Origin of the sequence: Microbacterium sp. 4R-513, from assembly GCF_011046485.1 — a bacterium.
GTDB lineage: Bacteria > Actinomycetota > Actinomycetes > Actinomycetales > Microbacteriaceae > Microbacterium.
The window spans coordinates 1334755-1360323 of the sequence record NZ_CP049256.1 but is presented as its reverse complement, the minus strand read 5'-3'; the positions used below and the strand labels follow the sequence as shown (position 1 = coordinate 1360323).

Sequence of the window (25569 nt, the reverse complement as noted above, 5' to 3'; positions counted from 1 at the left end):
GCGGGGGCGCGGCATCCGTCACCTCGTCAGATCGTGCTGAACCGCGGCGGCGTTGCGGAGGAAGAGGATGATCCACGTGAACACGAGCGTCCCGCCCACCAGCTCGACGGCGGTGAGCGTGTAGTAGCCGACGCCGTACAGGACGCCGAGCAGCAGGAGCACGCCGAAGAAGACCCAGCCGAGCAGGACGAACGATCGCGAGATGTCCGGAACCCACACGGGGAGACGGATGACGAGCACGCCGTAGACGACCGCCATCCCGGATGCGAACCCGGTGTGCAGCCAGAAGAAGTCGTCGACCTGAAAGACGCCGACGAGCGCGAGGAACACGCCGATGAGAATGAGGCAGAGTCGGACGCGGGCCGTTCCCGCCGGCCGGCTCGTGGGCACGCCCGCCGTCGCCGCACGGGCGAGGGTGGTCACCATGACGCCCGCGACGACGAGCGTCAGATTGAAGGTGAGCGACGAGATGTCGCGCGTCGCGCCGAGGGAGCTCAAGTGCTCGTGCCACCAGAGGGGATCGGATGCCGTGAGCATGCTCGCGAGCATCCCCTCGATGAGGAACACGGCGAGCAGGATCGCGAGAAGCGTGAGATCCATGTGCGTGGCCGAAAGGAACGCGACGTAGGCGGTGACCGCGGCGACCGCTCCGGACAGGACGATGACCGGGAGCGCGAAGACCTCGGCGCTGAAGAAGGCGTCTTCGAGGATCACGGACGCGAGGGTCCAGGTGAGGACCGCGATGACGCCGTGCGCGAAGGCGAGTGCAGCCAGGTCGACGATGCCGAGGAATCCGCGACGCCCCCTCTTCACGAAGAGGTCGCCGGTCACGAAGGCGACGACGGCGACGGCCCCCGAGCACACGGCGGCGAACTGACCGATCGAGCCCTGGCCCGCGATCGCGGCCGGCTGGAAGCGGAACACGATCATCGCGAGGAGCGCGACGATGACGAAGGCACCCGCGCCGAGGATCAGCGAGAGGGATTCGATCCGGCGCTCCCGGCGCGGGGGCCGTGTCGGCACGGCGCTCGGCGCGGCCGTCATTCCTTCGTGCCGTCCCTCGCGTCGGCCAGCTCCTTGCGGAGCTCACCGACCTGCTGCAGGAGGCCGCGCACCTGTGCCCGCGTCGCAGGCTCGTCGTCGTCGCGCCCGCGCGCCGCCTTCTCGATGACCCAGGAAGACACCGTCGCCGTGACGGTGCCGACGATCGCGATGCCGCCTGCCATGAGGCCCACCGCCCACATGCGTCCGAGCGGCGTGACCGGATAGTAGTCGCCGTATCCGACGGTCGCGACCGTGACGAAGGCCCACCAGATCGCGTCGCCGAACGACACGATGTTCGCACCCCGAGAACCGCGTTCCGCCTCGAGCACGGCGAGCGCGCACAGGTAGATGACGAGCATCGATGCGCCCGCGCCGTAGATCGCGATACGGCTGCGCAGGAGGGTGCCGGCGGTCTGCTGCCCGAACGTGAACGAGGTCATGACCCGCAGGAGGCGCAGCATCCGGAGCATGGGAATGGCGACGATCGCGAGGTCGAGCAGGTGGGCGCGGAACCACGGCGCGCGCGGCCGGGCGAGCATGAGCCGCACGAGGTAGTCGACCACGAACGTGAGGTACGTCGCACCGATGACGACCCAGAGCCCGATCGCGCCCGGGCCGGTGACGTCGCCGATCACCTTCCAGGAGTAGGCGGTCAGCCACAGGAGCGAGGCGACGATCAGGGGCCAGTGAGTGAGCTGCGCCCAACGCTCCGACGTCATCCGTTCCCGCGCCATGGCTGAACTCTAGAGCCGGCCGTGCGGTGCCTCGCGGCGCATCGCCGCGAGACCTCACCCGCGTTGCGTGACGACCCGACCCGGCGCGCCCGCGCGGTGGCAGGATGTGCCGCATGACCGAGGCACACATCTCCAGCCTGCCGTGGACGCGTCCCTCGACCGTCGCCGAACGGATGGCGGCGGGGAAGAGCGCTCGCGAACGCGCGCCGCGCAGCGGCCTCGCGCATCTGACGGCGACGGACCGCGACCCGCTCGCGATCCTCGAGGAGCAGAACGCGGACCGCCTGCAGGAGCTCGTCCCCCCTGCGCATCGAGCGCATGTCGGCGAGCCCCTTCGCCTTCTATCGAGGCACGGCGGCCATCCAGGCCGCCGACCTCGCCCGCGACGAGAACAGCGGCATCCATGTGGCGTCCTGCGGCGACGCGCACGTGTCGAACTTCGGCTTCTTCGCCTCGCCGCAGCGCACGCTCATGTTCGACCTCAACGACTTCGACGAGGCGGCCTGGGCGCCGTGGGAGTGGGACGTCAAGCGGCTCGTCACGAGCATCGTGATCGCGGGTCAGGCCACGTCGCGCGACGATGCGGTGGTCGAGGATGCCGCGCTCGCCGCCGTGCGGACGTACGCCCGGTCGATGGCGACGCATTCCGGCCGCAGCACCGTGCGGCGCTTCTTCGAGCACTTCGACGCGGAGGCGGGCATCACGGCGATGGACCCGGAGTCGCGGGCGACGATGCGCGCCGCCATCAAGGCGGCGGAGAAGCGCACAGGAGACCGCGCGGCGCGCAAGCTCACGACCGTCGACGAGGACGGACGGCTCATGTTCATCGAGCGGCCGCCCACGATGACGCATACGACGCCGGAGATCGAAGGACGCCTGCACGAGAACATGCGCCGCTACTCGGAGTCAGCGATGGTAGACGTGCGGCTCGTGCTCGCGCAGTACACGCTGTCCGACATTGCCCTGCGGGTCGTGGGCGTCGGGAGCGTGGGGACGCTCTGCACGCTGATCCTGCTGCAGGACGGCGATGCGAACGCCCTCATCCTCCAGGGCAAGCAGGCCTCGAGGAGCGTGCTCGAGCAGTACGGACGTGTCGTCCAGCCCCAGCCCGTCGTAGACCACATCGCGGCGAACGGCGAGGGCGGCCGGGTCGTCGCGCTCCAGCGCATCCTGCAGGCCGTGTCCGACCCCTTCCTCGGACATCTTCAGGCGTACGCGGGCGACTTCTACGTGCGCCAGTTCAACGACATGAAGGGCGGCGTCGACATGGATCAGCTGGAAGACCCGGTCTTCCGCGAATACGCCGACATCTGCGCCTCCGTCCTCGCGCGCGCTCACGCCCAGTCGCCGAACGCCGCCGAGGTGGCGGGCTACATCGGCAACGGACGGATCGTCGGCGAGGCGCTGCTGGAGTGGGGCTACGACTACGCCGAGCTCTCGCGGGCGGACTATCAGGCGTTCGTCGCCGCCCACACACGGCCGGACGCGGCAGCCGACGCGGCGCGCGCCGCGGTCCGGGCGGTGAGCTGACGCCCGCGAGCCGTCGTCAGGAACCGTCGACGGGCGGGTGCTCTGCGAGCCACTCCTTCGCCAGCCTCTTCGGGGCCTTGAGGAGCCACGCGTCGGTCACGACCTCGCGGAGGAGGTCCACGTCGATCACCTGCAGCCGCACGAGGACCGCCGGATAGCCCTCGAAGTGCGGGATCGTGAAGAACTGCTCGGGGAACGATTCCAGGAGCGCCGCCTTGCCGTCGAGCCCGTCCGTGCGGACTCCGACGACGGGGCCGTCGGGCCACTCCCGGCCCAGCTCTCGGAGCTTCGCGAGATCGGCCTTGCTCGGACCGCGCTCCCAGACGAACAGGCCGTCCTTCGTGCGCCAGCCCGCTCCCCCGCGGTGGCCGTCCACCGCTTCGTGCGTCTCGGGCAGGCTGAGCGCGATGGCTCGCACGTCGTCGAGGGTGGCCATGCGGCCAGTGTGCCGGGCCCCGGCGGGCGGGGCTAGGGCTGCTCGTCGGCGGGGGGTGCGGCATCCGTCGTCTCATCGTCGTCCGCGGACGCCGATGCGATGCTCTGCCGGGGGCTCCAGAGCACGACCTCGGTCGCGCGGCGCACGCGCGTGCCGTGGCGCAGCGTGACGACGGCGCCGGTGGCTCCCGCCGCGAAGACCCGCGCACCGGGGCGGCGGTCGAGCTCCGTGCGCACGCGCTCTTCGAGGTCGCGGACGCGGTGATGCAGCTCGCGGACGCGGTTCTCGAGCTCGAGGATGCGGGCGATCGCGGGCAGCCCCATGCCGTCGGCCGACATGCGCGCGACTTCGCGCAGCTGCTGCACGTGGCGCAGCGAGTAGCGCCGGGAGCCGCCCTGCGTGCGCGCGGGCACGACGAGTCCCAGCCGGTCGTACTGGCGGAGGGTCTGCGGATGCATGCCGGAGAGATCCGCGGCGACCGCGATCGCGAAGATCGGGGCCTCCTCGTCTAGGTCGTGCTCTTCGGCCATCCGCCTCACCTCTCCTCCATGCTCCTACGGCGTCGGTCGTCGACCGAGATGGTCCCTCTCAGCCGCGCGCCTTGGCCATGAGCTCGGCGCGCGGATTCTCCTTGGGCTCGGCCGCCCGGAATCGCTCGAGCGCCTCGCGGGCGGCGTCGTCGAGGTGCGACGGCACGGCCACCTGCACCTCGGCGAGGAGGTCGCCGGTGCCCTTCGCCGTCTCGACGCCGCGTCCCTTGACGCGCAGGACCCGGCCTGAAGGCGTGCCGGGGGCGACCCGCAGCTTGACGGGGTCGCCGCCGAGCGTCGGCACCTCGATCGTCGCGCCGAAGACGGCCTCGGTGTAGGTCACGGGGACCGTGAGGCGCAGATTGAGCCCTTCCCGCGTGAACACGGGGTGGGGCCGGACGGTCACCGACACGACGATGTCTCCTGCCTCGCCGCCGTCGGGCGACGGCCGGCCGCGCCCGCGGAGGCGGATCTTCTGCCCGTCCGCGACACCCGCCGGGATCTTGACCTTGAAGGGCTTGCCGTCCTCGCCCTGGAGCGTGATGGTCTCGCCTTTCGTCGCCGTGACGAAGTCGATCGTCGTGCGCGCCGTGACGTCGGTTCCGCGCGTCGGACCGCCGTACCCGCGGAAGCCGCCCGACGGCTGGCCGAACCGGCCCGAGCCGAAGCGGCCGCCCGTGGTCTCTTCGAACATCGAGAAGATGTCGTCGTAGTCGCCGTTCGACGTCTGGAAGCGCACGTTCCCGGGCCGGCCGCCCTGGCCGAACATCGAGAAGACGTCCTCGAACCCGCCCGCGCCCTGGCCGCCCGCCGTGAAGCGCGCGCCACCGGCGCCCATCGCACGGATCTGGTCGTACTCCTTGCGCTGCTCGGGATCGGACAGCACCGAGTAGGCCTCGCTGATCTCCTTGAACTTCGCCTCGGCCGCGGCATCCCCCTGATTGGAGTCGGGGTGGTACGTGCGCGCGAGCTTGCGGTACGTCTTCTTGAGGTCAGCCTCGCTGACGTCCTTCGACACGCCGAGGACCTTGTAGAAGTCCTTGTCGAACCAGTCCTGGCTGGCCATAGATGCTCCTACTCAGCGGGTACGGCGACGACGACCTTCGCAGGACGCAGCTCGACCGAGCCCAGACGGTAGCCGACCTCGACGACCTCGAGCACCGTCGGCTGCTCGACGCCCGGGGTGGGCGCCTGGAAGATCGCCTCGTGATGCTGCGGGTCGAACACCTCGCCCGCCTCGCCGTAGGCGGTGACGCCGAGGCGCTCGGCCACGGCCCGCACCTTCTCGCCGATCTGCGCGAAGGGCGTGCCCTCTTCGAGGTCGCCGTGCTTGGCGGCCCGGTCGAGGTCGTCGAGCACGGGGAGGAGGCCCTTCGCCGCCTCACCCTTCGCGCGGGCGATCTCGACCTCGCGCTGCTCCTCGGTGCGACGACGGTAGTTGGCGTATTCGGCCTGGAGGCGCTTGAGGTCGAGGAGCAGCGCCGACTCGAGGTCGGCGAGCTTCGCGTCCTCCGCGGCCGCGTCGGCGTTCTGCTCCGTGCCGAGGATGTCGTCGATCGTCAGCTCCTCGTCGCCGGTCGCGCCGGCGGCATCCGTCCCGTCCTGCGGAGCGGGGCCGGAGGCCTGAGCCTCCGACCCCTCCTCGCCGGGAACCTCGTCGCCCGGGCCGGTCCCTGAGCCTGCCGAAGGGTCGAAGTCCTTGTCTGCCATGGTTACTTCTTCTCGTCCTCGTCGTCCACGACCTCGGCGTCGACGACGTCCTCATCCGGGTTGGAGGAGGGCTGCTCGTCCGACGGGCCGTCGGGGGCGGCGTCGGGAGCCGACTGCGATGCCTGCGACGACGCATAGATCGCCTCGCCGAGCTTGCCCTGGCTCTGGTTGAGCTTGTCGAACGCCGTCTTCACCGCGTCGTCGTCGTCACCGGCGAGCGCCGCCTTGAGGGCGTCGACATCGGCCTGGACCGACTCCTTGACGTCGGTCGGCAGCTTGTCGTCGTTGTCCTTGATGAGCTTGTCGATCGAGTACGAGAGCGTCTCGGCCTGGTTGCGCACCTCGGCCGCCTCACGACGCTTCTTGTCCTCGGCGGCGTGCTCCTCGGCCTCGCGCACCATGCGCTCGATGTCGTCCTTGGGCAGCGACGAGCCGCCCGTGATCGTCATCGACTGCTCCTTGCCGGTGCCCTTGTCCTTCGCGGAGACGTGCACGATGCCGTTCGCGTCGATGTCGAAGGTGACTTCGATCTGCGGGATGCCGCGGGGAGCCGGCGCGATGCCGGTCAGCTCGAACGTGCCCAGCGGCTTGTTGTCGCGCGTGAAGTCGCGCTCGCCCTGGAAGACCTGGATGGCGACCGACGGCTGGTTGTCGTCGGCGGTCGTGAAGGTCTCGCTGCGCTTGGTCGGGATGGCGGTGTTGCGCTCGATGAGCTTCGTCATGATGCCGCCCTTGGTCTCGATGCCGAGGCTCAGGGGCGTGACGTCGATGAGGAGGACGTCCTTGCGCTCGCCCTTCAGGACACCGGCCTGCAGGGCCGCGCCGACCGCGACGACCTCATCCGGGTTGACGCCCTTGTTCGGCTCCTTGCCGGTCTCGCGCTTGACGAGCTCCGACACGGAGGGCATGCGGGTCGATCCGCCGACGAGCACGACGTGGTCGATGTCGGCGACCTTGATGCCGGCCTCGCGGATGACGTCCTCGAAGGGCTTCTTGGTGCGGTCGAGAAGGTCCTTCGTGAGGTCCTCGAACTTGGCGCGCGTGAGCGTCTCGGAGAGCGACACGGGGCCGTTCTCGGTCAGCGACAGGTAGGGGAGGTTGATGCTCGTCGAGGTCGACGACGAGAGCTCCTTCTTCGCCTGCTCGGAGGCCTCCTTGAGGCGCTGCAGGGCGATCTTGTCGCCGGAGACGTCGACGCCGGTCTGGTCCTTGAACTGCTTGATGAGGTAGTCGACGACCCGCTGGTCCCAGTCGTCGCCGCCGAGGCGGTTGTCACCGGCCGTGGCGCGCACCTGGATGGTGGAGAAGTCGTCGTCCTTGCCCACCTCGAGGAGCGAGACGTCGAAGGTTCCGCCGCCGAGGTCGAAAACGAGGATGAGCTCGTCCTCCTTGCCCTTGTCGAGGCCGTACGCGAGGGCGGCGGCCGTGGGCTCGTTGATGATGCGGAGGACGTTGAGGCCCGCGATCTCGCCGGCCTCCTTCGTGGCCTGCCGCTCGGCGTCGTTGAAGTACGCGGGGACCGTGATGACGGCATCCGTCACGGTGTCGCCCAGGTACTGCTCGGCGTCGCGCTTGAGCTTCTGGAGGATGCGGGCCGAGATCTCCTGCGGCGTCCACTTCTTGCCGTCGACGCTGAACGTCCAGTCGGTGCCCATGTGGCGCTTGACCGACGAGACGGTGCGATCGACGTTGGTGACGGCCTGGCGCTTGGCGGTCTCACCGACGAGCACCTCGCCGTCCTTCGTGAAGGCGACGACCGACGGGGTCGTGCGGAACCCCTCGGCGTTCGCGATGACCTTGGGCTCGCCGCCCTCGAGGACGCTCACGACCGAGTTGGTCGTACCGAGGTCGATTCCAACAGCACGTGCCATGTGTTTCTCTCTCTTTCTCTCGGGGCGGACGGATGCCTCGCCCCGGCGTTGATGGGAAGTCTGCTCGCGGTCGAACCGAGGTTGAGCCGCGATGACTCAACCATACCCGTGGGTCCGTGGCGCGTCAAATGAACTTGAGCCGACTCATATCAACTTTCCAGTCTCGCGCTCCGAGGGATCAGCCGAGCATCACCTTCTCGGCGTCGTACAGCGCCTTCACGTCGGCGGCCGCGAGCGCACCGTCCCAGACGCGCAGCTTGGCGATCACGCCCTTGTGCAGATTGAGGGGCGCGCCGCCTCGCAGACCGGCGCCGACGAGGAAGTCGGTCGGCACGGCGTTCACGCCGTCGGGATAGGAGTACGGGTTCTTCGCGTACGTCGCTCCCTGGTTGTCGGTGAACGACGGATAGGGCTGGGCCGCGCCGTCGAGATACGCGACGATCGACGAGCCGTCGTAGGTGCCGACGTGGAACTGCCACGCGCCGCGGGTGATGGTGCGTGGGTCGGCGGCGACGTCCCGCGAGCTGGGATAGCCCGGCGTCGCCCCGCCGGTGGCCGACACGTGCATGCAGACGCGGTCGTCGCCCCCGTAGGTGGGCAGGTCGTTGAAGAGGCCGTAGGAGCGCTCGTTTCCCGCCGCGACCTCCTGCCAGCATCCGGCGATCATGGCGTTGTTGGTGTCGGCGCTGTACACCCACGCGGCGATCGTGACAGCGCCCGTCGTGGCGCCGATGTTGAGCGGCCCGATCTGCGCGCGCGCGACCCGCAGGTAGTCCTTCGCGCCGTCGAACTGCACGCCGCCCCCGAAGGGGGTCGCCACCTTCTTGGCGGCCGACCCCGTGCCCTGGGCGAGGGGCGCGACTCCGGCGACCGACGACGCGAAGGGCGCCGCCGCCTCGGAGAACGACCAGCTCGCGACCAGTCGCGGACCCGTCGGAGCCGCGATCTCGCCCATCCAGCGCTCGAGCGTCGTCTGGTTGTCGGTGTCGGCGAACGAGGGTGTGTCGTGGCCGTTGAGATGCGTCCGGAACGACGCCTCGACGGCGTACGGGCCGGCGGTGGCGAGGAGCGCCTTCGCGTGGATCGGCGGCGGAGTCGTGGCATCCGAGGAGTCCGGTGTCGAGTACACGACGCGGACGCGGCGGCCCGCCCAGTCCGCACCCTGGTGCCGCGCGGGATTGTTCGCCCGGATGAGCGAGAGACTGTTGCCGAAGGCAGCGCCCACGCTGTAGCGGGCCTGCGCGGTGCCCTCGAGGTACATCCGCTCGATGTCGTAGACGCCGTTGACGATGTAAGACCCGTAGGCGTGCGGGATGAGGCCCGCCGCGAGCACTTCGGCGCCCATCGCACCGCCGTGCGACGTGCCCCGGAAGAAGTTGCGGTCGATCCCGTAGAGGCCCGAGAGGTAGTTCCACCCGTTCACCTGGTGCTGCTTGGCCGTCGGGTGGGTGTACAGGGTGCCGCCGAGGTTCTGGCAGATCACGATCATGCCCGAGTCGACGCCCCGCTCCCCCATGGTCCGGAAACCGCCGGTCAGCGCGTCCTCGCTGCTCTGCGCCCCGTGGTACAGCCACAGCACCGGCACCTGCTGCGACCCCGGCACGATGCCCTGGGGGATGAACAGTCGAGCACCGTCGCCGCCGACGCTCACGCGGATGTGGTCGAACACCGTGCCGCGGTACCGGGTCACGAGGTCGGTCTGGCGCCCCAGCTCGCCGGGGAGCCGGGGACTGGGGGCGGCCTGTGCCGACGAGGCAGGCCCGGCGACGAGCCCCCCGAACGCGAGAGCGGCGGCTGAGGTGCCGAGGACGAGAGCGTCACGGCGGGTGATGTCGGCGGCGAGCGCACGCCGGGGAGTACCGGTCATGGGTGGAGCACCTTTCGGCAGGCGATCAGAAGGTGATGCGAAAAGGTGGTGCCGGTCGACGCCCCAAGAGCCGACGTTGCGGCGAGTCTACGTTCGAGCGGACGCGGGCGACAGGCTTTCGGGGCTCTCATGCAGCATGATGGCGACATGGGTCTTCCCTGGGACTTTCATGCCATCGGCGGCGACGGCGTCTCGATCGACCTGCTCTGCGATGACGACTTCGAGGCGCTCTACGAGCTGCAGTCCGATCCCGACGTCTGCCGCTACATGCTCTACGAGCCCCGGTCGCGCGAGCGCGTGGCGGAAGTGCTCGCTCGGGATGCCGCGGCCACCCGCCTCGAGAAGGTCGGCGACTACGTCCAGCCCGCGATCCGGGATGCCTCGGGTGCTCTCGTGGGCACGCTTTACTTCCACCTCACCAGCGTCGACGACCGCACGGCCGAGATCGGCTGGGCGCTCCTGGCCCGCGAACAGGGCAAGGGCTACGCGCGCACGGCGGCCGCCCTCCTGCTCGACGCGGCGTTCGGCGAGATCGGCCTGCACCGCGTGTATGCCGAGCTCGACCCGAGGAACGAGGCATCCGTCGCCCTCTGCCTGCGGCTCGGCATGCGGCACGAGGCTCACTTCGTCGAGCACATGTGGTCCAAGGGAGAGTGGACCGACACGGGCCAGTACGCCGTGCTCGAGCGCGAGTGGCGGCGCTGAGCCCGACCCGGTGCACGTACTCCGCGCGGAGTAGGCGCCAAGTCTCCGATCGATGGATGCCTCCACCGGGCAGCGGCACCATCATGGGCGGATGAGCCGGTCGCCGCGTCCCCTCCGCTTCGGCGCTGTCGTGTCGGTCCGCGGCGCCGCGCGCGAGTGGGCCGACGAGGCGCGGCGGCTCGAGGCATCCGGCTATTCGACGCTCCTCGTTCCCGACACGCTGTGGACGCCGTCTCCCTTCCCCGTGCTCGCGGCGGCCGCCGGCGGCACGACCACCCTGCGGCTGGGGACGTGGGTGCTCTCGGCGCCGCTTCGTCGGCCGGCGGAGGTGGTGCGCGAGACGCGGACCCTCCAGACCCTGTCGGTCGGGCGGTTCGAGCTGGGAATCGGGGCCGGTCGTCCGGGTGGCGAGAAGGATGCCGAGGCCTTGGGAGTGGCGTGGGGATCGCCCAGAGAGCGGGTGGACCGCGTCGAAGAGACCATCGACGCGGTAGCGGGTCAGGTCGAGCCGGTGCCGAGGATCGTCATCGCCGGCCGGGGCGACCGGATGCTGCGGCTCGCCGGACGCGCGGCGGGAACCCTGGCGCTTCCGACGGCGCCCGAGATCGGGGCCGCCGAGCTCGCGGACGTCGTCCGTCACGTGCGCGAGCTCGGGGGCGACGACCTGGAGCTGGCTATGCAGGTCACGGGCGTCGGAGATGAGCTGCCGGGGTGGCTCCGGCACCGGCTGGGCCTCACGCCGGACGGGCTGCGCGCGAGCGGAGCCGTCATGATGCTCACCGGCGACCTCGATCGCGACGCGGACACCGTTCAGCGGCTCCGAGACGAAGCGGGCGTTTCCTATCTCACCGTCCCGGGTGAGCTGGCCTCGCGCCTGTCGCCGCTCGTCGAGCGGCTCGCGGGCACCTGACCGACCGGTTGCACCTCCGGCTGCCGTTTGTAAAGGCCATCGCCTTCGCGACGGCCGCGGTCCGACACTCGACGCGTGAATCGCTCCGTCATCCGCCTGCGCGAGACCCGCGCCGGCCAGGCCGGGTACGGGGCCGTCCTCGGCCTCGTCGTCCTCGCCCTCAGTGGCGCTGTCGGGCTGGCGCTCAAGCAGCCCTGGCTCTTCCCGAGCCTCGGGCCCACGGTCATGCTCTTCTTCGAGTCGCCCGAACAGCCGTCGTCCCGCCCACAGAACGCCCTCGTCGGGCACGGCGTGGGCCTTGTCGCCGGTGTCGCGTGCTTCTATGCCCTCGGGCTGCAGGGAACCCCGCCCGCACCCGACGGGGGTCTGACTCCCGCCTACGTCGCCGCCGGCGCGCTCTCGGTGGCGATCACGACGCTGGTGCTCACCCTGCTGAAACTGCCGCACCCGCCTGCGGGGGCGACGACGCTCATCGTGAGCCTGGGCATCTTCGTGCAGCCCGTGCAGCTCCTGTCGATGGCGGGTGCGATCGTCCTCGTGACGGTCTCGGGCTTCGGGGTCAACAAGCTGATCATCGGCCGCCCGGCCTGAGCGGCGGCTCGCCCGAGTCAGTCCCACGCCGGAGGCGGCGGCCGTTCGCCGGCCGCCGCCCCCGGGTCAGTGTGCGCAGCGGGTCACATGCCGAAGTGGTCGAGGATGCGTGCGACGACAGCCGTCCGCTCCTCGTCGGTCGACAGCTGCTCGAGGCCGAAGCCGAAGAGCAGCGTGTCGGGCGTGGCCGTGACGCTGTAGGCGGCGGGCTGCGTCCGCTCCCAGTCGGAGGAGTTGCCGGGGCTCGAGTCGGGAGCTCCGATCGCCGACCATGCTCCCAGGCCGGTCTCGAAGCCCTCCGCCTCGATCTCGTCGCCCGCGATGGTGAAGCTGATGTCATCCACCATGACGCCCCGTTCTCCCGTGGCGGGATCGGTGACGTAGCTGATGACGAGCTGGACCTCCTGCCCCTCGTAGGCACTGAGATCGAACGAGACGGGGATCCAGCCGTCCGATGCTCCGGTGAAGGAGTTCCATTCACCGGTAGAGCCGGTCGTCAGGCATCCGCCGTCCTGAATCGTCAGATAGTGCTCGAGCTGCGGGTGCTCCTCGATGTAGAACCCTGCCTCGCACTCGGCCGGTGGTGCGGACTGCGTGCCGCCGTTGAGATCGGGCAGCGTCGTCCAGTCCTCCGTGCCGACGGGACGCACCTCGACGATCACATTGTCGTACTCCTCCTCGGTCGCGAAGGAGAACTGCGCATCGAACGTCGCCGTCTCGCCCGCGGCCAGATCGGGAACGGCGATCGTGCGCGCAAGACGCTGGTAGCCGTCGTCGATGTGGCTCGCGGATGCCACCCACGCCCCTTCGGCGGGCGTGTACTCGACCGGCGGATCGGTGTAGTCGGCAGCCGCCCAGCTCTCGAACTGCGGGAACTCGTCGACCGGCAGCACTTCGCTGGTCGGAGTGAAGGCGCCCGCCTCATCGATCGGGTTGCCGACCGTGGCCGGGCCGCCGAACGTCGCCTCGAGGCCCGTGAGCGGGTCGGCGATCCCCGAGATGCCGCTCGCCGTGACCGGATCACGGTCGTATGCGCCCATCCAGTACTGCGTGAAGTCGTCCGCCAGGATCAGGCAGTCGCTGGTCGGGTCGACTGTGACCACGCACTGCTGGTCGGGAGCGCCGTCCAGGCCGTAGTAGATGCCGCCGAGCGACCCTCCGAGGAGGCCGTAGTAGGCGGTGGTCTCACCGGCGAGCGCGACCTTGCCGCCTTCGTTGAGGAAGTCGCGCATCGAGATCGTCAGGTACTGCTGGCGCTCGGCGACCGAGAGGTCGGGATACCGTCCGCTCCCGTACTCGGTCAGCACGTCCTCCTCGTCCTGCGTCAGCCGGTTGTCGCCGAGATACCAGATCACGGCGTCGTAGTGACCCAGCACGCCGAGGTCGTGCGGAACGCCCTGTGCATCGACATCCCACACGTCCGGCGTCACGCCGTTCGCCTCGAGCGCGGCGATGTGCTCGTCGAGGTAGGTGAGTCCGGCGGCGTGAGGGGGCTCGTCGGCGTTCTGAGCGCCCGTGTAGTCCTCGTTGGCGACGATGAGCACGGAGTCGCCGGTGTCCTGCGCGACCTCGTACGTGAAGTGCTCGCTCTCGACCTTGCCGGGCTTCTGCCCCTTCGGGAGGTCTGCCGCGGTCGTCTGCCCGCCGAACCAGACCTCGACGCTGTCGCCCGCTTTCGTCCCGGTCACGACCCCCCGGTATTCGGCGTAGTAGTCCGTGTTCTCGAAGCCGTAGCGCTCGCCGCCCGACCACTCCTCGACCTTCGCCTTCTTCGTGGGTCCGCCGTTGACGGAGTAGTACATCGTCTTCGCCTTGAGGGCGCGCTTCGCCCACACGGCGACCGTCTGGGGGTCGCCGTACGACACCGAGAAGGAGTCGACGCGGAAGTCCTCGGCATCCCGTCCTACGACCGAAACGGGGTCGTCCGGATCGGGAGCCGACTCGGCGACCGCGAGCGCGAACGGGATGTTCTTCTCGAACTCGGCCTGGATGAGCGCCTCGTCGTCGGGGAAGTCGAAGCCCAGGGCCACGCAGTCGTCCTCGGCGACCCATTCGTCGTCCGGGACGGAGTCGGCGGCGTCCTCGCAGGTCGACATCTCGGGGGTGAAGCCGAGCGTCCCGTACTTCTCCTGCATGTGCGTGTCCAGGTCGCCGTTCGTCGTGTACAGCTCGGCCGACAGGTCGGGATCGTAGCCCGGCACCGCCGGAGTGGCGTCGTCGCCGGCCATCGCCTCGTAGATCACGTCGTCGGGCGACGGTGTGGCGACCTGCCACCCGATCCCGTAGAGCAGCAGCTCGGCGGCGGAGTGGTAGTTGATCATGAACTGCGGCGTGACGTCGGCGAAGAGGTGGTCGAGCGCCTGGGTCTCGGGCTCGGAGCCCGGGCTCGGCCCACGGTAGGTGTCGCTCGCGGGATTGGGCGAGGATCCCTCGTTGTCGTACCCCCACCGGGTCGCCGAGTTGCGGTTCAGGTCGACGCCGTCGACGCCCGTGATCTGACCGTCGCCATCGTTGTCGCGCAGGTTCTTGCGCCAGAGGCGGTTGCCCTCCTGGAAGGTGAAGTCGTAGCCGTCGGGGTTGGCGACGGGCACGAACCACAGCTCCGTCGAGTCGATGATCTTCGTGACCCGCGGGTCCTTCCCGTACGACGACAGGTAGTAGTCGAGGAGGCGGCGGACCATCTCGGGTGTGATCCACTCGCGGGCGTGCTGCGCCGCGACGTAGACCGTCGTGGGGCGCTTCCCGTCCTTCTTCTGCTTCGCGATGTCACCGGTGACCCGGACCGCGCCGATGTCCTGACCCTGCCAGGTCTGACCGAGCACGCGGAACTGCGCGATGCCGGGATGCGCGGCGGCCTGATCCATGAGTTCGTCGCGGATGCCGCCGTCTCCGCCGTAGGTGCGGTAGACGCCTTCGGGCGTCGCCGCGAGCAGGCGGCGCTGCGCGGCGGGCGCTTTGGTCTCGAGCGCGGTTCCCTCCTTCTCGAGCGCGGCGGCCTGCGCCTCGTTGAGGATGACCTGGACCTCGACCTCGCCGGCTTCGACTCCCGGCGTGACCACCATCTCCCGTCGGTCGACGAGAGCCGCGATGTCGCTCAAGGCGTCCTGGCTCACGCTTCCCGTGTAGACGGCCGTCCCCACCCCGTCATCGTCGGTCGGTGGGCTGGCGCTTGCCGAGGTGGCGGCCGCTCCCGAGAGGACGAGCGCGGCGACGGTGACGACGGCGAAGCGACGGAACATGGAAACTCCCTTGGTTCGGCATGCTCGGCGCTCATCCTGGCCTCGCTCAAAGGGTCGGTCAAGAGCATGCCTGGGACGGCATGGCCTCACCGTGTCGCGGTCGGCCGTCGTCGCCCCGCGACACGGCGCGCCTCCCTAGGACGCTCACCCGGCGCGGAGGAGGTCGCCGAACGTCCAGTCCCAGTAGCCTGGCGACGCACCGCGAAGAGGCGGCGCATCGCGCGGCGGAACCCGCCGTTCACCGAAGGGCCCTAACGTGACCGACATGAGCTCCTCCGCACGCGACGGAAAGCCGGACCCGAGCAGGGCGACACCGCCCGCCGCGGCGAACAGCGGAGCGATCGCCGCCGTGGGCGTCATGTTCCAGGACACGACGGATGAGACGCCGATCCCCCGCAAGCAGGTCTTCTCATGGGCGATGTGGGACTGGGCGACGCAGCCGTTCAATTCGGTGCTCCTCACCTTCGTCTTCGCGTCGCTCTACCTCGTCTCGGTCAACTTCCTGCCCGACGACGTCGCCAAGCTCGCCGAGGACGACCCTGCGCGCGAGCAGGCGCTCGCCGGCCTCTCGAGCGGCTACGGGCTGGCGACGACGATCGCCGGCATCCTCATCCTTCTGCTCGCCCCGGTGCTGGGCCAGACGGCCGACCGCTCCGGCAGCCGCAAGCGGTGGCTTCTCGTCTTCACGATCCTCCTCGCGCTCCTGCAGTTCGCGCTGTTCTTCGCGCAGGCCGACCCCGCCTTCTTCTGGTACGGCGCGCTGGTGCTCTCGGTCGGCGCGGTCGTGTCCGAGATCGCCGGAGTCAACTACAACTCGATGCTCGTGCAGGTGTCGACGCCGAAGACGATCGGCAAGGTGAGCGGCCTGGGCTGGGGCCTCGGCTACATCGGCGGCATCGTCGCGCTCACGATCGTCATCGTCCTGACGTTCGTCGACTGGTTCGGCATGGACACGTCGGACGGACTGGCGTACCGCCTGATCGCCGTCGGGTGCGGCGTGTGGACCCTCCTCTTCGCACTCCCCCTGTTCCTCAACGTGCCCGAGGCGCCCAAGCCGGTGGGCGTCGAGCGGGTTGGGTTCTTCGCCGCGTACGGCGTGCTCGTGCAGGACATCATCGCCCTCTATCGCACCCACCGCCCCACGTTCTGGTTCCTCCTCGCGAGCGCCGTCTACCGCGACGGGCTCGCCGGGGTCTTCGCGTTCGGCGGCGTGCTGGCGGCGGTCGCTTTCCACTTCACCGACAACGAGGTGCTCATCTTCGCGATCGCGGCGAACGTCGTGGCAGGCGCCTCGACGATCATCGCCGGCCGGTTCGACGACCGATTCGGCGCCCGCGCCGTCATCATCACGGCGCTCACGGGACTCGTGGTCATCGCGCTCGTCGTGTTCTTCGGGCATGCGGCGGGCAAGACCGTCTTCTGGATCGGCGGCCTCATCCTCTCGGCATTCGTCGGTCCCGCGCAGGCGGCGAGCAGATCGCTGCTGGCCCGCGTGACGCCCGAGGGGATGCAGGGAGAGATCTTCGGCCTCTACGCCACGACGGGCCGCGTCGCGAGCTTCATGTCACCCGCGCTGTGGACCCTCTTCATCGCGATCTTCGGCGCGACGTACTGGGGGATCCTCGGCATCGCCATCGTGCTCGCCGTCGGGCTCGGACTGCTCCTGCTCGTCAAGTTCCCCCCGCGGCATCCCGTCGAGGCCTGACCGGCTTCAGCCGCGCGGCCAGGCGTCGGCGAGCTTCGTCAGCAGGCGGGCGAGCTCCGCGCGCTCGGCATCCGTGAACTGCACGAGCGCGGAGTCGACGGCCTCCCGGCGCTCACCACGGAAGCCCCGCACGAGCGACCTCCCCTCATCCGTCAGCGCGATGCGCGTGCGGCGCGCGTCGGCAGGGTCCGCCTCGCGCCGCACGAGACCCAGTTCGGCGGCCTGCTGCACGAGCCGAGAGGCGCGCGGCTGATCGACGCCGATCGCCTCGCCCACCTCGCTCACAGAGAGAGGGGTGGATGCCGCGGCCAGCGCCTCGAGGAGCCGGAGGCGGGCAGGTCCGCCGAAGCGCCCGGCCGCCGCCCACGGCGGTCCCCCGTGCCCGCCGCCGGGCACACCCGGCACGCCGGGGCCGAAGCGGGGACCGCCGTGGTGGCCGCCCATGGGCCCGTGGCCCCAGGGGCCGTCGTGGTGGTGGGGGCCGTCCCACGGAGGACGAGGCATCCGTCGCCCGCGCAGCCGAGCGAGCGCAGCGGCGATGGCGTCTGCGGGGTCGGTCGCGCCGTTCGACGAAGTCATACTCCGAATTTACATGCCGGTTGACATGCTTCCCACATTCATGTCACACTACATGTACATGCCATATGACATGCATCGCCTGGACGGCTCAGTTCCCGTCCATAGAGAGGACTTCCCATGAGTGACAACGATTTCGACAACACGGGGGACGAGAACCCCGACACCGCTGCGGCCGACGAGCAGACGCCCGAGGCCGACCGCATCCCCACCGACCGCCGACCGCTGGGCTTCTGGCTCCGCGCGGTCGACGCGCTGATCTCGCGCGAGTTCGAGTCCGCATTCGCGGACGAGGGCGTCACGCGACGCGACTGGATGCTGCTCAACGCCCTCGCGGGCGACATCGACCCGGCTCTCGCCGAGCGCCTCGCGCGCCGGTCCAAGCGTCTGCGCGGCCTGGAGAAGCGGGGCTGGGCCGATGAGAAGGGCGACGGCACCTGGGTGCTGACCGACGAGGGCCGCGCCGCGCAGGAGCGCCTCGCCGCGATCGTCGACGGCGTGCGCCAGCGCGTCGCCGGCGCCGTGTCGCCCGAGGACTTCGCCACCACCCTCGCCTCGCTCGAGGCGATCGCCCGCGAGCTCGGCTGGGACGAGAACGCCGCGCCCCGCGGGTTCGGCCGCTTCTTCGGCCGGGGGTTCCGCGAGGGCGACGAGCCTGACTTCGGCCCTGGCTTCCGTCGCGGCTTCGGCCCGGGGTTCCGCCCCGGGTTCGGTCCGGGGTTCCGTCCGGGCTTCGGCCCCGGATTCCCGCCGGGCTTCGGTCGGGGCTTCCGCCCCGGCCCCGGCTTCGACCCGCGCCGGGCGTGGGCCGAGGGCTGGAGTGACGAAGACGGATACCGCGACCCGCGCGCCGGACACCACCACCACGGCGACCACGGCCACCACGGCGAGCACGGCCACCACCAGGGCGAGCACCACGGTCACCACGAGCAGGGCCACCACGGCGAGCACCACCGTCACCACGGCCATGGCTTCGCCGGAGACGACCGCGGCTACGGCTGGGATCGGCCCTGGGGCCCGGGCTGGGGCCTCGACCCCCGCGAGTCCCGCGGACACGACCGCCACGGCGAGCACCGCGGCCGCAACAAGGGCGATCGCGGCCAAGACCGCCGGGCATCCGAGCAGGCGTACGAGCGCGGCTTCGACGCCGGCTATGCCCGCGGAGCGGCCGAGCGGGACTGACCGTCCGCACGAGATCACGGCGACACGCCGGGGTGAGGCATCCCTCCCCCGGCGTGTCGCCGTCTCACCGTGCGGACGGCCGCGCAGCGCGAGCCGGGTTCGACCCGCACACAAAGCCGGCGCCCGACCACAGGCACAATGGACGGATGCCGCAGCCAGCCCTCCTCGCGATCTCGCACGGCACCGCCTCACCCGCCGGGCAGGCCGCCGTCGCGGCGCTCGTCGACGCCGTCGCCCGGCGGCTTCCCGACGTCACGGTGCGCCTCGGGCACGTCGACGTGCAGCAGCCGGATGTCGCGGCATCCCTCGCATCGCTTCCCGACGATCAGCCCGTCGTGATCGTGCCGCTTCTCCTGTCGGCGGGCTACCACGTGCGGATCGACCTGAAGGAGCAGTCGTCCCACCGGTCGGACGTCATCATCGCCGACGCCCTCGGCCCCGACGCAAGGCTTGTGGATGTGCTCGTCGCACGCCTCGCCCCGCTCGAGCCCGTCGCTGACGACCGGATCGTCCTGGCCGTCGCGGGGTCCAGCGACGAGCGGGCCAACGACGACTGCCGCGCAACGGCGGCCATGCTCGCCGAGCGCCTGGGCCGGCCGGTCGACGTCGGATTTCTCGCCGCCACCGAGCCGCGGCTCGGCGCAGCCGTCGGTCGCACGCGGGCCGCGGCATCCGGTCGGGTCGTCGTCGCGAACTATCTGCTCGCACCCGGCTACTTCCACGACCTCGCCGTGAGGCTCGCCGGCGGGGCGCCGGTCGCGCGGCCGCTGCTCGACGACGACGAGCCCGCGGCATCCCTCGTCGAACTCGTCGCGGACCGCTACCGCGCCGCCGTCCGCTGAACCGGCGGGACTTCGTCCCACGGGCAGGGGAACGCCGTCCCGATTGATGCACCGAGTCCGAAAAGGGATGTCGCCGCAACCTCTGTGACGCCGGATTACGCACGGTGACGCCCCTTGACGGCGGCCTAGGACCGGGCCAGCGGCGCTTCTACTCTCACGGAAGTGGACTGGCTAGAGTCCGCACCCGGGGACGCCCGGGATCTCCCGGAGGCCACCGTGACCATCAGCGACACCGACACCGCGCGCAGTCATCCCGCGCGGCCCGAGGGCGCCCGCGCGCGGCCGCCTCGCCCGTCCTCCAAGCCCAACGGGCAGTGGAAGATCGACGGCAAGGCGCCCCTGAACGGCAACGAGGAGTGGAAGCAGGTCGACGACGGCCTGAGCGTCCGCGAGCGCATCGAAACCACGTACTCCAAGGGCGGCTTCGCGTCGATCGATCCGACCGACCTGCACGGGCGCTTCCGCGTCTGGGGGCTTTACACCCAGCGCAAGCCCGGCATCGATGGCGGCCGCACCGCGACCCTGACTCCCGAAGAGCTCGAGGACGAGTACTTCATGCTCCGCGTCCGGATCGACGGCGGACAGCTCACGACCGAGCAGCTGCGGGTCATCGCGGGCATCTCGACGGAGTTCGGCCGTGACACCGCCGACCTGACCGACCGCCAGAACATCCAGCTGCACTGGATCCGCGTCGAGGACATCCCCGAGATCTGGCGTCGCCTGGAGTCCGTGGGCCTGCAGACGACAGAGGCCTGCGGCGACGTCCCCCGCGTCATCCTCGGCTCGCCGGTCGCCGGCATCGCCGCGGACGAGCTCATCGACCCCACGCCGCAGATCGACGAGATCTCGTCGACCTTCATCGGCGACCCGACGCTCGCGAACCTCCCCCGCAAGTTCAAGTCGGCCATCACCGGCCACCCGAGCCAGGACGTCGTGCACGAGATCAACGACGTCGCCTTCGTCGCCGTCGAGCACCCCGAGCTCGGCATCGGCTACGACCTGTGGGTCGGCGGCGGGCTCTCAACGACTCCCGCTCTCGCGGAGCGGCTCGGCGCGTTCGTGAGCCCGGATCGGGTGGCGGATGCCTGGCACGGCGTCGCGCAGATCTTCCGCGACTACGGCTACCGGCGGCTGCGCAACAAGGCGCGGCTCAAGTTCCTGCTCGCCGAGTGGGGCGCCGAGAAGTTCCGCCAGGTGCTGCAGGACGAGTACCTCGGCTACGCGCTGCCCGACGGGCCGGCAGCCCCGAAGCCCCGGACGCAGGGCGACCACGTCGGCGTCCACCGCCAGAAGGACGGCCGCTTCTACGTCGGGGCCACGCCCATCGTCGGCCGTGTCTCGGGCCCGAACCTGGCGAAGCTCGCCGATCTCATCGAGGCGCACGGCTCAACGCGCCTGCGCACCACGCCGCATCAGAAGATCGTCGTGCTCGACATCCCCGAGGACCGGGTCGAGTCGCTCGTCGCGGGCCTCGACGAGCTCGGTCTCCAGGCGCGTCCCAGCCTCATCCGCCGAGGCACGATCGCGTGCACGGGCATCGAGTTCTGCAAGCTCGCGATCGTCGAGACGAAGGCGTACGCGACGGCCGCGGTGCTCGACCTCGAGGAGCGGCTGAAGCAGTTCGACCTCCCCCATCCGATCGCCCTCCACGTCAACGGCTGCCCCAACTCGTGCGCGCGCATCCAGACCGCCGACATCGGGCTGAAGGGCCAGCTCGTCACGATCGACGGCGAGCAGGTGCCGGGCTACCAGGTGCACCTCGGCGGCGGACTCGTCTCGAAGGACCGCGACGAGGCGGGCCTCGGCCGCACCGTCCGTGGTCTCAAGGTCGCCGCGGACGGCATCGCGGACTACGTCGAGCGGGTCGTCACGCGCTTCCTCGCGGAGCGGGATGCCGCAGCCGACGAGACCTTCGCCGAATGGGCCCACCGCGCCGACGAGGAGGCACTCCAGTGACCGTGTCGCTCGCACCCCGCACCGCGGTCAAGCGCTCGCGCGAGGAGCTCAAGGCCCTCGCCGAGCGGGGGAACGAAGAGCTCGGAAGCCTCACCGATCACGAGGCATCCCCCGAAGAGGTCGTCGCCTGGGTCGCGCGTCATTTCGGGACGGATGCCGCGGCCGTCGCCTGCTCGATGGCCGACGCCGCCCTGCCGCACCTCGTCGCCGAGCAGCTGCCGGGCGTCGACGTGCTGTTCCTCGACACCGGGTACCACTTCGCCGAGACGCGGTTCACGCGCGACGAGGTCGGCCGCGTGCTCGACGTGCGGATCGTCGACGTGCTCCCCGAGCAGACGGTGGCCGAGCAGGACGCCGAATTCGGCGCGAAGCTCTTCGAGCGCGACCCCGGCCTGTGCTGCGCGCGCCGCAAGGTCGGTCCGCTGCAGGACGCGCTCGGCGGCTACGAGGTGTGGTTCACCGGCGTCCGCCGCGACGAGGCGCCGACCCGCACGCACACCCCGCTCGTGACGTGGGACGAGCGCAACGGGCTCGTGAAGGTGAACCCCGTCGCCGCGTGGACCTTCGACGACCTGCTCGACTACGCCGGCGCGCACAAGGTCCCCGTCAACCTTCTCGTCTCGAACGGCTACCCCTCGATCGGCTGCGAGCCGTGCACGAAGCCCGTCGCGCCGGGCGAAGACCCCCGGTCCGGCCGCTGGGCCGGCCTCTCGAAGACGGAATGCGGGCTCCACGTATGACCGACACGATCGCGCCCGCGCGCCTCGGCACCCTCGACCTGCTCGAGGCCGAGGCCATCCACATCATCCGCGAGGTCGTCGCGGAGTTCGAGCGACCCGTGCTGCTCTTCTCCGGCGGCAAGGACTCCGTCGTCGTCCTGCACCTCGCCACGAAGGCCTTCTGGCCCGGCAGGGTGCCGTTCCCGGTGCTGCACGTCGACACGGGCCACAACTTCCCCGAGGTCATCGCGTTCCGCGACGAGACCGTCGAGCGCCTCGGCGTGCGGCTCGAAGTCGCTCGCGTGCAGGACTACATCGACGACGGCCGCCTCCAGGAGCGCCCCGACGGCACGCGCAACCCGCTGCAGACACTCCCCCTCCTCGACGCCATCGCGGCGGGGAGGCACGACGCCGTCTTCGGCGGCGCCCGTCGCGACGAGGACAAGGCGCGGGCCAAGGAGCGCATCATCTCGCTGCGTGACGAGTTCGGCCAGTGGGACCCGCGGAACCAGCGCCCCGAGCTCTGGAGCCTGTACAACGGCCGCCACACCGCGGGTCAGCACGTGCGCGCGTTCCCGATCTCGAACTGGACCGAGCTCGACGTCTGGCGCTACATCGAGCGCGAGGGCATCCCTCTTCCGCCGCTGTACTTCGCGCACGAGCGCGAGGTCTACTCCCGCGACGGCATGTGGCGCGCGGTCGGCGAGGTCTCCCCTCCCCGCGCCGACGAGCGGACCGAGCTGCGCACCGTGCGCTACCGCACGGTCGGTGACATGAGCTGCACCGGAGCGGTCGAATCGGATGCCGCGGACGTGGCATCCATCGTCTCGGAGGTCGCGCGCACCACCCTCACCGAGCGCGGTGCGACGCGTGCGGACGACCGGCTCAGCGAGGCCGCCATGGAGGACCGCAAGAAGGACGGGTACTTCTGATGACCACGGCACTGGAGACCGGGACGCTGTTCCGGTTCGCGACCGCGGGCTCGGTCGACGACGGCAAGTCGACGCTCGTCGGCCGCCTCCTGCACGACTCCAAGGCGATCCTCGCCGACCAGCTGGAGCAGGTCGCGCGCACGTCGGCGGAGCGCGGCTTCGCGCACGGCGCATTCGACTTCGCGCTGCTCACCGACGGCCTGCGTGCCGAGCGCGAGCAGGGCATCACGATCGACGTCGCCTACCGCTACTTCTCGACCGGGGCGCGCAGCTTCATCCTCGCCGACTGCCCCGGACACGTGCAGTACACCCGGAACATGGTCACGGGCGCGACGACGGCCGACGCCGTGGTGGTGCTCATCGACGGCCGCAAGGGCGTGCTCGAGCAGACCCGCCGGCACCTCGCGGTCGTCGCGCTGCTGCGCGTGCCGCATGTCATCGTGGCGGTCAACAAGATCGACCTGCTCGACTTCGCGGAGGGCGCGTTCACACCCGTCGCCGACGAGGTGCGCGCCGTCACCGCAGAGCTCGGCATCGACGACGTGCACGTCATCCCGGTGTCGGCCCTCGAGGGCGACAACATCGTCGAGCGCTCCGAGCGCACGCCCTGGTACGACGGGCCCGCGCTCCTCGAGCTGCTCGAGCGCCTGCCGTCGTCGGACGAGCTCGAGACCGAGTTCGAGCCCTTCCGGCTCCCCGTGCAGACCGTGCTCCGCCCCCAGGGCGGGCTCTCGCCCGAGCTCGCCGCCGACCCCGCCCTCGCCGAACGCTACCGCGATTACCGCGCCTTCGCGGGCCGCGTGTCGTCGGGCGAGGTCCGGGTCGGCGACGCCGTCACCGTCTTCCCGAGCGGGATCGACACCGTCGTGACCGGCATCCAGGTCGCGGGCGTCGACGTCGACGAGGCGCAGGCGCCGCAGTCCGTCGCCCTGCAGCTCGCCGACGACGTCGATGCGGCCCGTGGCGCCGTGATCGCGGCATCCGGAACCCTTCCCGGGCCGACACGCGAGATCGCCGCCGAGCTCTTCCAACTCGACGCCCGTGCCCTGCGCGCCGGCACCCGGGTGCTCGTCAAGCACGGCACGACGACGGTGCAGGCGCTCGTGTCGTCGATCGACGCCCGCCGGGACCTCGACTCGCTCGCGCACGAGCCGGCCGAATCGCTCGAGACGAACGACATCGGGCAAGCGACGCTCCGACTTGCCGCGGACCTGCCCCTCGAGCCCTACAGCGAGAACCGCGCGAGCGGCTCGTTCCTCGTCATCCATCCGTCCGACGGCGCGACTCTCGCCGCCGGCATCGTGCGGGACTGACCGCGCACGACCCCGCAACACCGATCATCCGAACCGCCGAAAAAGGAGGCGAAAACCGTGAACAGAATCCGCACCGCGACGACGATCACCACCCTGGGACTTGTTGCGATCATGATGGCCGGTTGCGCTTCCGGCGCGAGCTCGGCCGCCGAGGGGACTCCGGCCGCCGACGGCCCCTCGGTGAACGAGCTTCGGCTCGGCTACTTCTCGAACGTGACGCACGCACCGGCGCTCGTCGGCCTCGAGGAGGGCATCCTCCAGAAGGACCTCGGCGACGTGAAGCTCACGACCCAGGTGTTCAACGCAGGCCCCGCGGCGATCGAGGCTCTCACCGCAGGAGCGATCGATGCGACGTACATCGGTCCCAACCCGTCGATCAACACCTTCATCCAGTCCGGCGGCGAGTCGGCGCGCGTCATCGCGGGCGCTGCGACCGGCGGTGCTGCCCTGGTCGTGGCCGACGGCATCGACAGCGCGAAGGACCTGAAGGGCAAGACGCTCGCCTCGCCGCAGCTGGGCAACACGCAGGACGTCGCCCTGCGCACGTGGCTCGCCGACGAGGGCTACAAGACCGACACGGCAGGCGGCGGCGACGTCTCGATCACGCCCACCGAGAACGCCCAGACGCTGACGCTCTTCCAGCAGGGCACGATCCAGGGCGCGTGGCTGCCCGAGCCGTGGGTCTCGCGCCTGGTGGTGGATGCCGGAGCGCACGTCCTGCAGGATGAGGCCGACCTGTGGCCCGACGGCGAGTTCCCCACGACGGTGCTCCTCGTGAGCGCCGACTTCCTCGAGGAGCACCCCGACGTCGTGGAGGACCTGCTGCAGGGTCACGTCGACTCGGTGCAGTGGATCGCCGACCACCCCGACGAGGTGGCCGACGCCGTCAACGCGCAGCTCACGGCCGACACCGGCAAGGCGCTCTCGGACGACGTCATCGACCGCGCGCTCGAGCACGTGTCGTTCTCGGTCGACCCGCACGCCGACACGTTCCAGACGCTCGTCGAGAACGGCCTCGCGGCCGGTACGCAGAAGGACGGCTCGATCGACGGCCTGTTCGACCTGCGTCTGCTCAACGGCATCCTCGACAAGGCGGGCGCCGAGCCCGTCTCGGCCGCGGGCCTCGGCGAGGACACTCCGTGACGATCCGCTCGACGCCTGCTCCCGGTGCCGCCCG

22 protein-coding genes are annotated in these 25569 nt (G+C 70.5%); 12 read left to right on the top strand and 10 right to left on the bottom strand.

What is annotated here, in order from left to right; translation table 11 throughout:
• Nucleotides 1-18: 18 nt before the first annotated feature.
• Nucleotides 19-1023 carry a hypothetical protein gene (locus G5T42_RS05935; RefSeq protein ID WP_165126765.1) on the bottom strand — a complete coding sequence of 335 codons (1005 nt, stop codon included), beginning with the start codon at nucleotides 1021-1023 and terminating at the stop codon, nucleotides 19-21.
• A gap of 17 nt (nucleotides 1024-1040) precedes the next feature.
• Nucleotides 1041-1778 (bottom strand): potassium channel family protein, encoded by a 738-nt coding sequence (locus G5T42_RS05930; protein WP_165126762.1) that lies wholly within the window; start codon nucleotides 1776-1778, stop codon nucleotides 1041-1043.
• 318 nt (nucleotides 1779-2096) lie between these two features.
• Here G5T42_RS05930 and G5T42_RS05925 point away from each other — a divergent pair, with 318 nt between their 5' ends.
• Nucleotides 2097-3308, top strand: coding sequence for a DUF2252 domain-containing protein (locus tag G5T42_RS05925; RefSeq protein ID WP_241245974.1), 1212 nt, complete (start codon nucleotides 2097-2099; stop codon nucleotides 3306-3308).
• Nucleotides 3309-3324: 16 nt separating this feature from the next.
• Here G5T42_RS05925 and G5T42_RS05920 read toward each other — a convergent pair whose 3' ends face one another.
• From G5T42_RS05920 to G5T42_RS05895, 6 genes are all read right to left on the bottom strand, one after another.
• Nucleotides 3325-3744 carry a hypothetical protein gene (locus G5T42_RS05920; RefSeq protein ID WP_165126759.1) on the bottom strand — a complete coding sequence of 140 codons (420 nt, stop codon included), beginning with the start codon at nucleotides 3742-3744 and terminating at the stop codon, nucleotides 3325-3327.
• A 32-nt stretch (nucleotides 3745-3776) separates the two neighbouring features.
• Nucleotides 3777-4274, bottom strand: a complete 498-nt coding sequence (locus tag G5T42_RS05915) for a MerR family transcriptional regulator (RefSeq protein ID WP_165126756.1) — start codon at nucleotides 4272-4274, stop codon at nucleotides 3777-3779.
• 58 nt (nucleotides 4275-4332) lie between these two features.
• Nucleotides 4333-5340, bottom strand: coding sequence for a DnaJ C-terminal domain-containing protein (locus G5T42_RS05910; protein WP_165126753.1), 1008 nt, complete (start codon nucleotides 5338-5340; stop codon nucleotides 4333-4335).
• Between the two features lie 8 nt (nucleotides 5341-5348).
• A complete protein-coding gene (locus G5T42_RS05905; protein WP_165126750.1) occupies nucleotides 5349-5984 on the bottom strand; it encodes a nucleotide exchange factor GrpE in 636 nt (211 codons plus the stop codon).
• Between the two features lie 2 nt (nucleotides 5985-5986).
• The gene (gene dnaK, locus G5T42_RS05900; protein ID WP_165126747.1) at nucleotides 5987-7855 is read right to left on the bottom strand and encodes a molecular chaperone DnaK; all 1869 of its coding nucleotides are present in this window, start codon (nucleotides 7853-7855) and stop codon (nucleotides 5987-5989) included.
• A 178-nt stretch (nucleotides 7856-8033) separates the two neighbouring features.
• On the bottom strand, nucleotides 8034-9722 hold the full coding sequence (locus tag G5T42_RS05895; RefSeq protein WP_165126744.1) for a LamG domain-containing protein: 1689 nt from the start codon (nucleotides 9720-9722) through the stop codon (nucleotides 8034-8036).
• Nucleotides 9723-9869: 147 nt separating this feature from the next.
• On the opposite strand from G5T42_RS05895, the gene G5T42_RS05890 reads away from it, so the two are divergent.
• From G5T42_RS05890 to G5T42_RS05880, 3 genes are all read left to right on the top strand, one after another.
• Nucleotides 9870-10427, top strand: coding sequence for a GNAT family protein (locus G5T42_RS05890; RefSeq protein ID WP_165126741.1), 558 nt, complete (start codon nucleotides 9870-9872; stop codon nucleotides 10425-10427).
• 91 nt (nucleotides 10428-10518) lie between these two features.
• Nucleotides 10519-11337: an LLM class flavin-dependent oxidoreductase gene (locus G5T42_RS05885; protein WP_165126738.1), complete on the top strand. Its 819-nt coding sequence runs from the start codon at nucleotides 10519-10521 to the stop codon at nucleotides 11335-11337.
• 75 nt (nucleotides 11338-11412) lie between these two features.
• The gene (locus G5T42_RS05880) at nucleotides 11413-11928 is read left to right on the top strand and encodes an HPP family protein (protein ID WP_165126735.1); all 516 of its coding nucleotides are present in this window, start codon (nucleotides 11413-11415) and stop codon (nucleotides 11926-11928) included.
• Nucleotides 11929-12011: 83 nt separating this feature from the next.
• Here the strand turns inward: G5T42_RS05880 and G5T42_RS05875 are convergent, their stop codons facing one another.
• Nucleotides 12012-15167: a M14 family metallopeptidase gene (locus G5T42_RS05875; RefSeq protein WP_165126732.1), complete on the bottom strand. Its 3156-nt coding sequence runs from the start codon at nucleotides 15165-15167 to the stop codon at nucleotides 12012-12014.
• A 265-nt stretch (nucleotides 15168-15432) separates the two neighbouring features.
• Between G5T42_RS05875 and G5T42_RS05870 the strand changes: the two genes are divergently transcribed.
• A complete protein-coding gene (locus G5T42_RS05870) occupies nucleotides 15433-16872 on the top strand; it encodes an MFS transporter (RefSeq protein WP_165126729.1) in 1440 nt (479 codons plus the stop codon).
• Nucleotides 16873-16878: 6 nt separating this feature from the next.
• Here the strand turns inward: G5T42_RS05870 and G5T42_RS05865 are convergent, their stop codons facing one another.
• Nucleotides 16879-17451 carry a MarR family winged helix-turn-helix transcriptional regulator gene (locus tag G5T42_RS05865; protein WP_241245973.1) on the bottom strand — a complete coding sequence of 191 codons (573 nt, stop codon included), beginning with the start codon at nucleotides 17449-17451 and terminating at the stop codon, nucleotides 16879-16881.
• A 117-nt stretch (nucleotides 17452-17568) separates the two neighbouring features.
• On the opposite strand from G5T42_RS05865, the gene G5T42_RS17450 reads away from it, so the two are divergent.
• The 7 genes from G5T42_RS17450 to G5T42_RS05830 all read left to right on the top strand — a co-directional run bounded on the left by G5T42_RS17450 (nucleotide 17569) and on the right by G5T42_RS05830 (nucleotide 25535).
• A complete protein-coding gene (locus G5T42_RS17450) occupies nucleotides 17569-18630 on the top strand; it encodes a hypothetical protein (RefSeq protein ID WP_206535717.1) in 1062 nt (353 codons plus the stop codon).
• Nucleotides 18631-18776: 146 nt separating this feature from the next.
• Nucleotides 18777-19472 (top strand): CbiX/SirB N-terminal domain-containing protein, encoded by a 696-nt coding sequence (locus tag G5T42_RS05855; protein ID WP_165126726.1) that lies wholly within the window; start codon nucleotides 18777-18779, stop codon nucleotides 19470-19472.
• A 216-nt stretch (nucleotides 19473-19688) separates the two neighbouring features.
• Entirely contained in the window at nucleotides 19689-21428 is a 1740-nt protein-coding gene (locus G5T42_RS05850) for a nitrite/sulfite reductase (protein WP_206535716.1), read from the top strand.
• A complete protein-coding gene (locus tag G5T42_RS05845; RefSeq protein ID WP_165126723.1) occupies nucleotides 21425-22168 on the top strand; it encodes a phosphoadenylyl-sulfate reductase in 744 nt (247 codons plus the stop codon). The genes G5T42_RS05850 and G5T42_RS05845 overlap by 4 nt, the downstream gene beginning before the upstream one ends.
• Nucleotides 22165-23079 carry a sulfate adenylyltransferase subunit CysD gene (gene cysD / locus G5T42_RS05840; RefSeq protein WP_241245972.1) on the top strand — a complete coding sequence of 305 codons (915 nt, stop codon included), beginning with the start codon at nucleotides 22165-22167 and terminating at the stop codon, nucleotides 23077-23079. The genes G5T42_RS05845 and cysD overlap by 4 nt, the downstream gene beginning before the upstream one ends.
• Nucleotides 23079-24392, top strand: coding sequence for a GTP-binding protein (locus G5T42_RS05835; protein WP_165126717.1), 1314 nt, complete (start codon nucleotides 23079-23081; stop codon nucleotides 24390-24392). The genes cysD and G5T42_RS05835 overlap by 1 nt, the downstream gene beginning before the upstream one ends.
• 57 nt (nucleotides 24393-24449) lie before the next feature.
• Entirely contained in the window at nucleotides 24450-25535 is a 1086-nt protein-coding gene (locus G5T42_RS05830) for an ABC transporter substrate-binding protein (RefSeq protein WP_165126713.1), read from the top strand.
• Nucleotides 25536-25569: the final 34 nt, after the last annotated feature.

Coding starts and splice junctions, on each gene's coding strand:
- G5T42_RS05835 (WP_165126717.1), top strand. CDS start 23,079: ATGACCACGGCACTGGAGACCGGGACGCTGTTCCGGTTCGCGACCGCG.
- dnaK (WP_165126747.1), bottom strand. CDS start 7,855: ATGGCACGTGCTGTTGGAATCGACCTCGGTACGACCAACTCGGTCGTG.
- G5T42_RS05895 (WP_165126744.1), bottom strand. CDS start 9,722: ATGACCGGTACTCCCCGGCGTGCGCTCGCCGCCGACATCACCCGCCGT.
- G5T42_RS05920 (WP_165126759.1), bottom strand. CDS start 3,744: ATGGCCACCCTCGACGACGTGCGAGCCATCGCGCTCAGCCTGCCCGAG.
- cysD (WP_241245972.1), top strand. CDS start 22,165: ATGACCGACACGATCGCGCCCGCGCGCCTCGGCACCCTCGACCTGCTC.
- G5T42_RS05915 (WP_165126756.1), bottom strand. CDS start 4,274: ATGGCCGAAGAGCACGACCTAGACGAGGAGGCCCCGATCTTCGCGATC.
- G5T42_RS05870 (WP_165126729.1), top strand. CDS start 15,433: ATGAGCTCCTCCGCACGCGACGGAAAGCCGGACCCGAGCAGGGCGACA.
- G5T42_RS05905 (WP_165126750.1), bottom strand. CDS start 5,984: ATGGCAGACAAGGACTTCGACCCTTCGGCAGGCTCAGGGACCGGCCCG.
- G5T42_RS05930 (WP_165126762.1), bottom strand. CDS start 1,778: ATGGCGCGGGAACGGATGACGTCGGAGCGTTGGGCGCAGCTCACTCAC.
- G5T42_RS05925 (WP_241245974.1), top strand. CDS start 2,097: ATGTCGGCGAGCCCCTTCGCCTTCTATCGAGGCACGGCGGCCATCCAG.
- G5T42_RS05890 (WP_165126741.1), top strand. CDS start 9,870: ATGGGTCTTCCCTGGGACTTTCATGCCATCGGCGGCGACGGCGTCTCG.
- G5T42_RS05885 (WP_165126738.1), top strand. CDS start 10,519: ATGAGCCGGTCGCCGCGTCCCCTCCGCTTCGGCGCTGTCGTGTCGGTC.
- G5T42_RS17450 (WP_206535717.1), top strand. CDS start 17,569: ATGAGTGACAACGATTTCGACAACACGGGGGACGAGAACCCCGACACC.
- G5T42_RS05855 (WP_165126726.1), top strand. CDS start 18,777: ATGCCGCAGCCAGCCCTCCTCGCGATCTCGCACGGCACCGCCTCACCC.
- G5T42_RS05865 (WP_241245973.1), bottom strand. CDS start 17,451: ATGACTTCGTCGAACGGCGCGACCGACCCCGCAGACGCCATCGCCGCT.
- G5T42_RS05910 (WP_165126753.1), bottom strand. CDS start 5,340: ATGGCCAGCCAGGACTGGTTCGACAAGGACTTCTACAAGGTCCTCGGC.
- G5T42_RS05875 (WP_165126732.1), bottom strand. CDS start 15,167: ATGTTCCGTCGCTTCGCCGTCGTCACCGTCGCCGCGCTCGTCCTCTCG.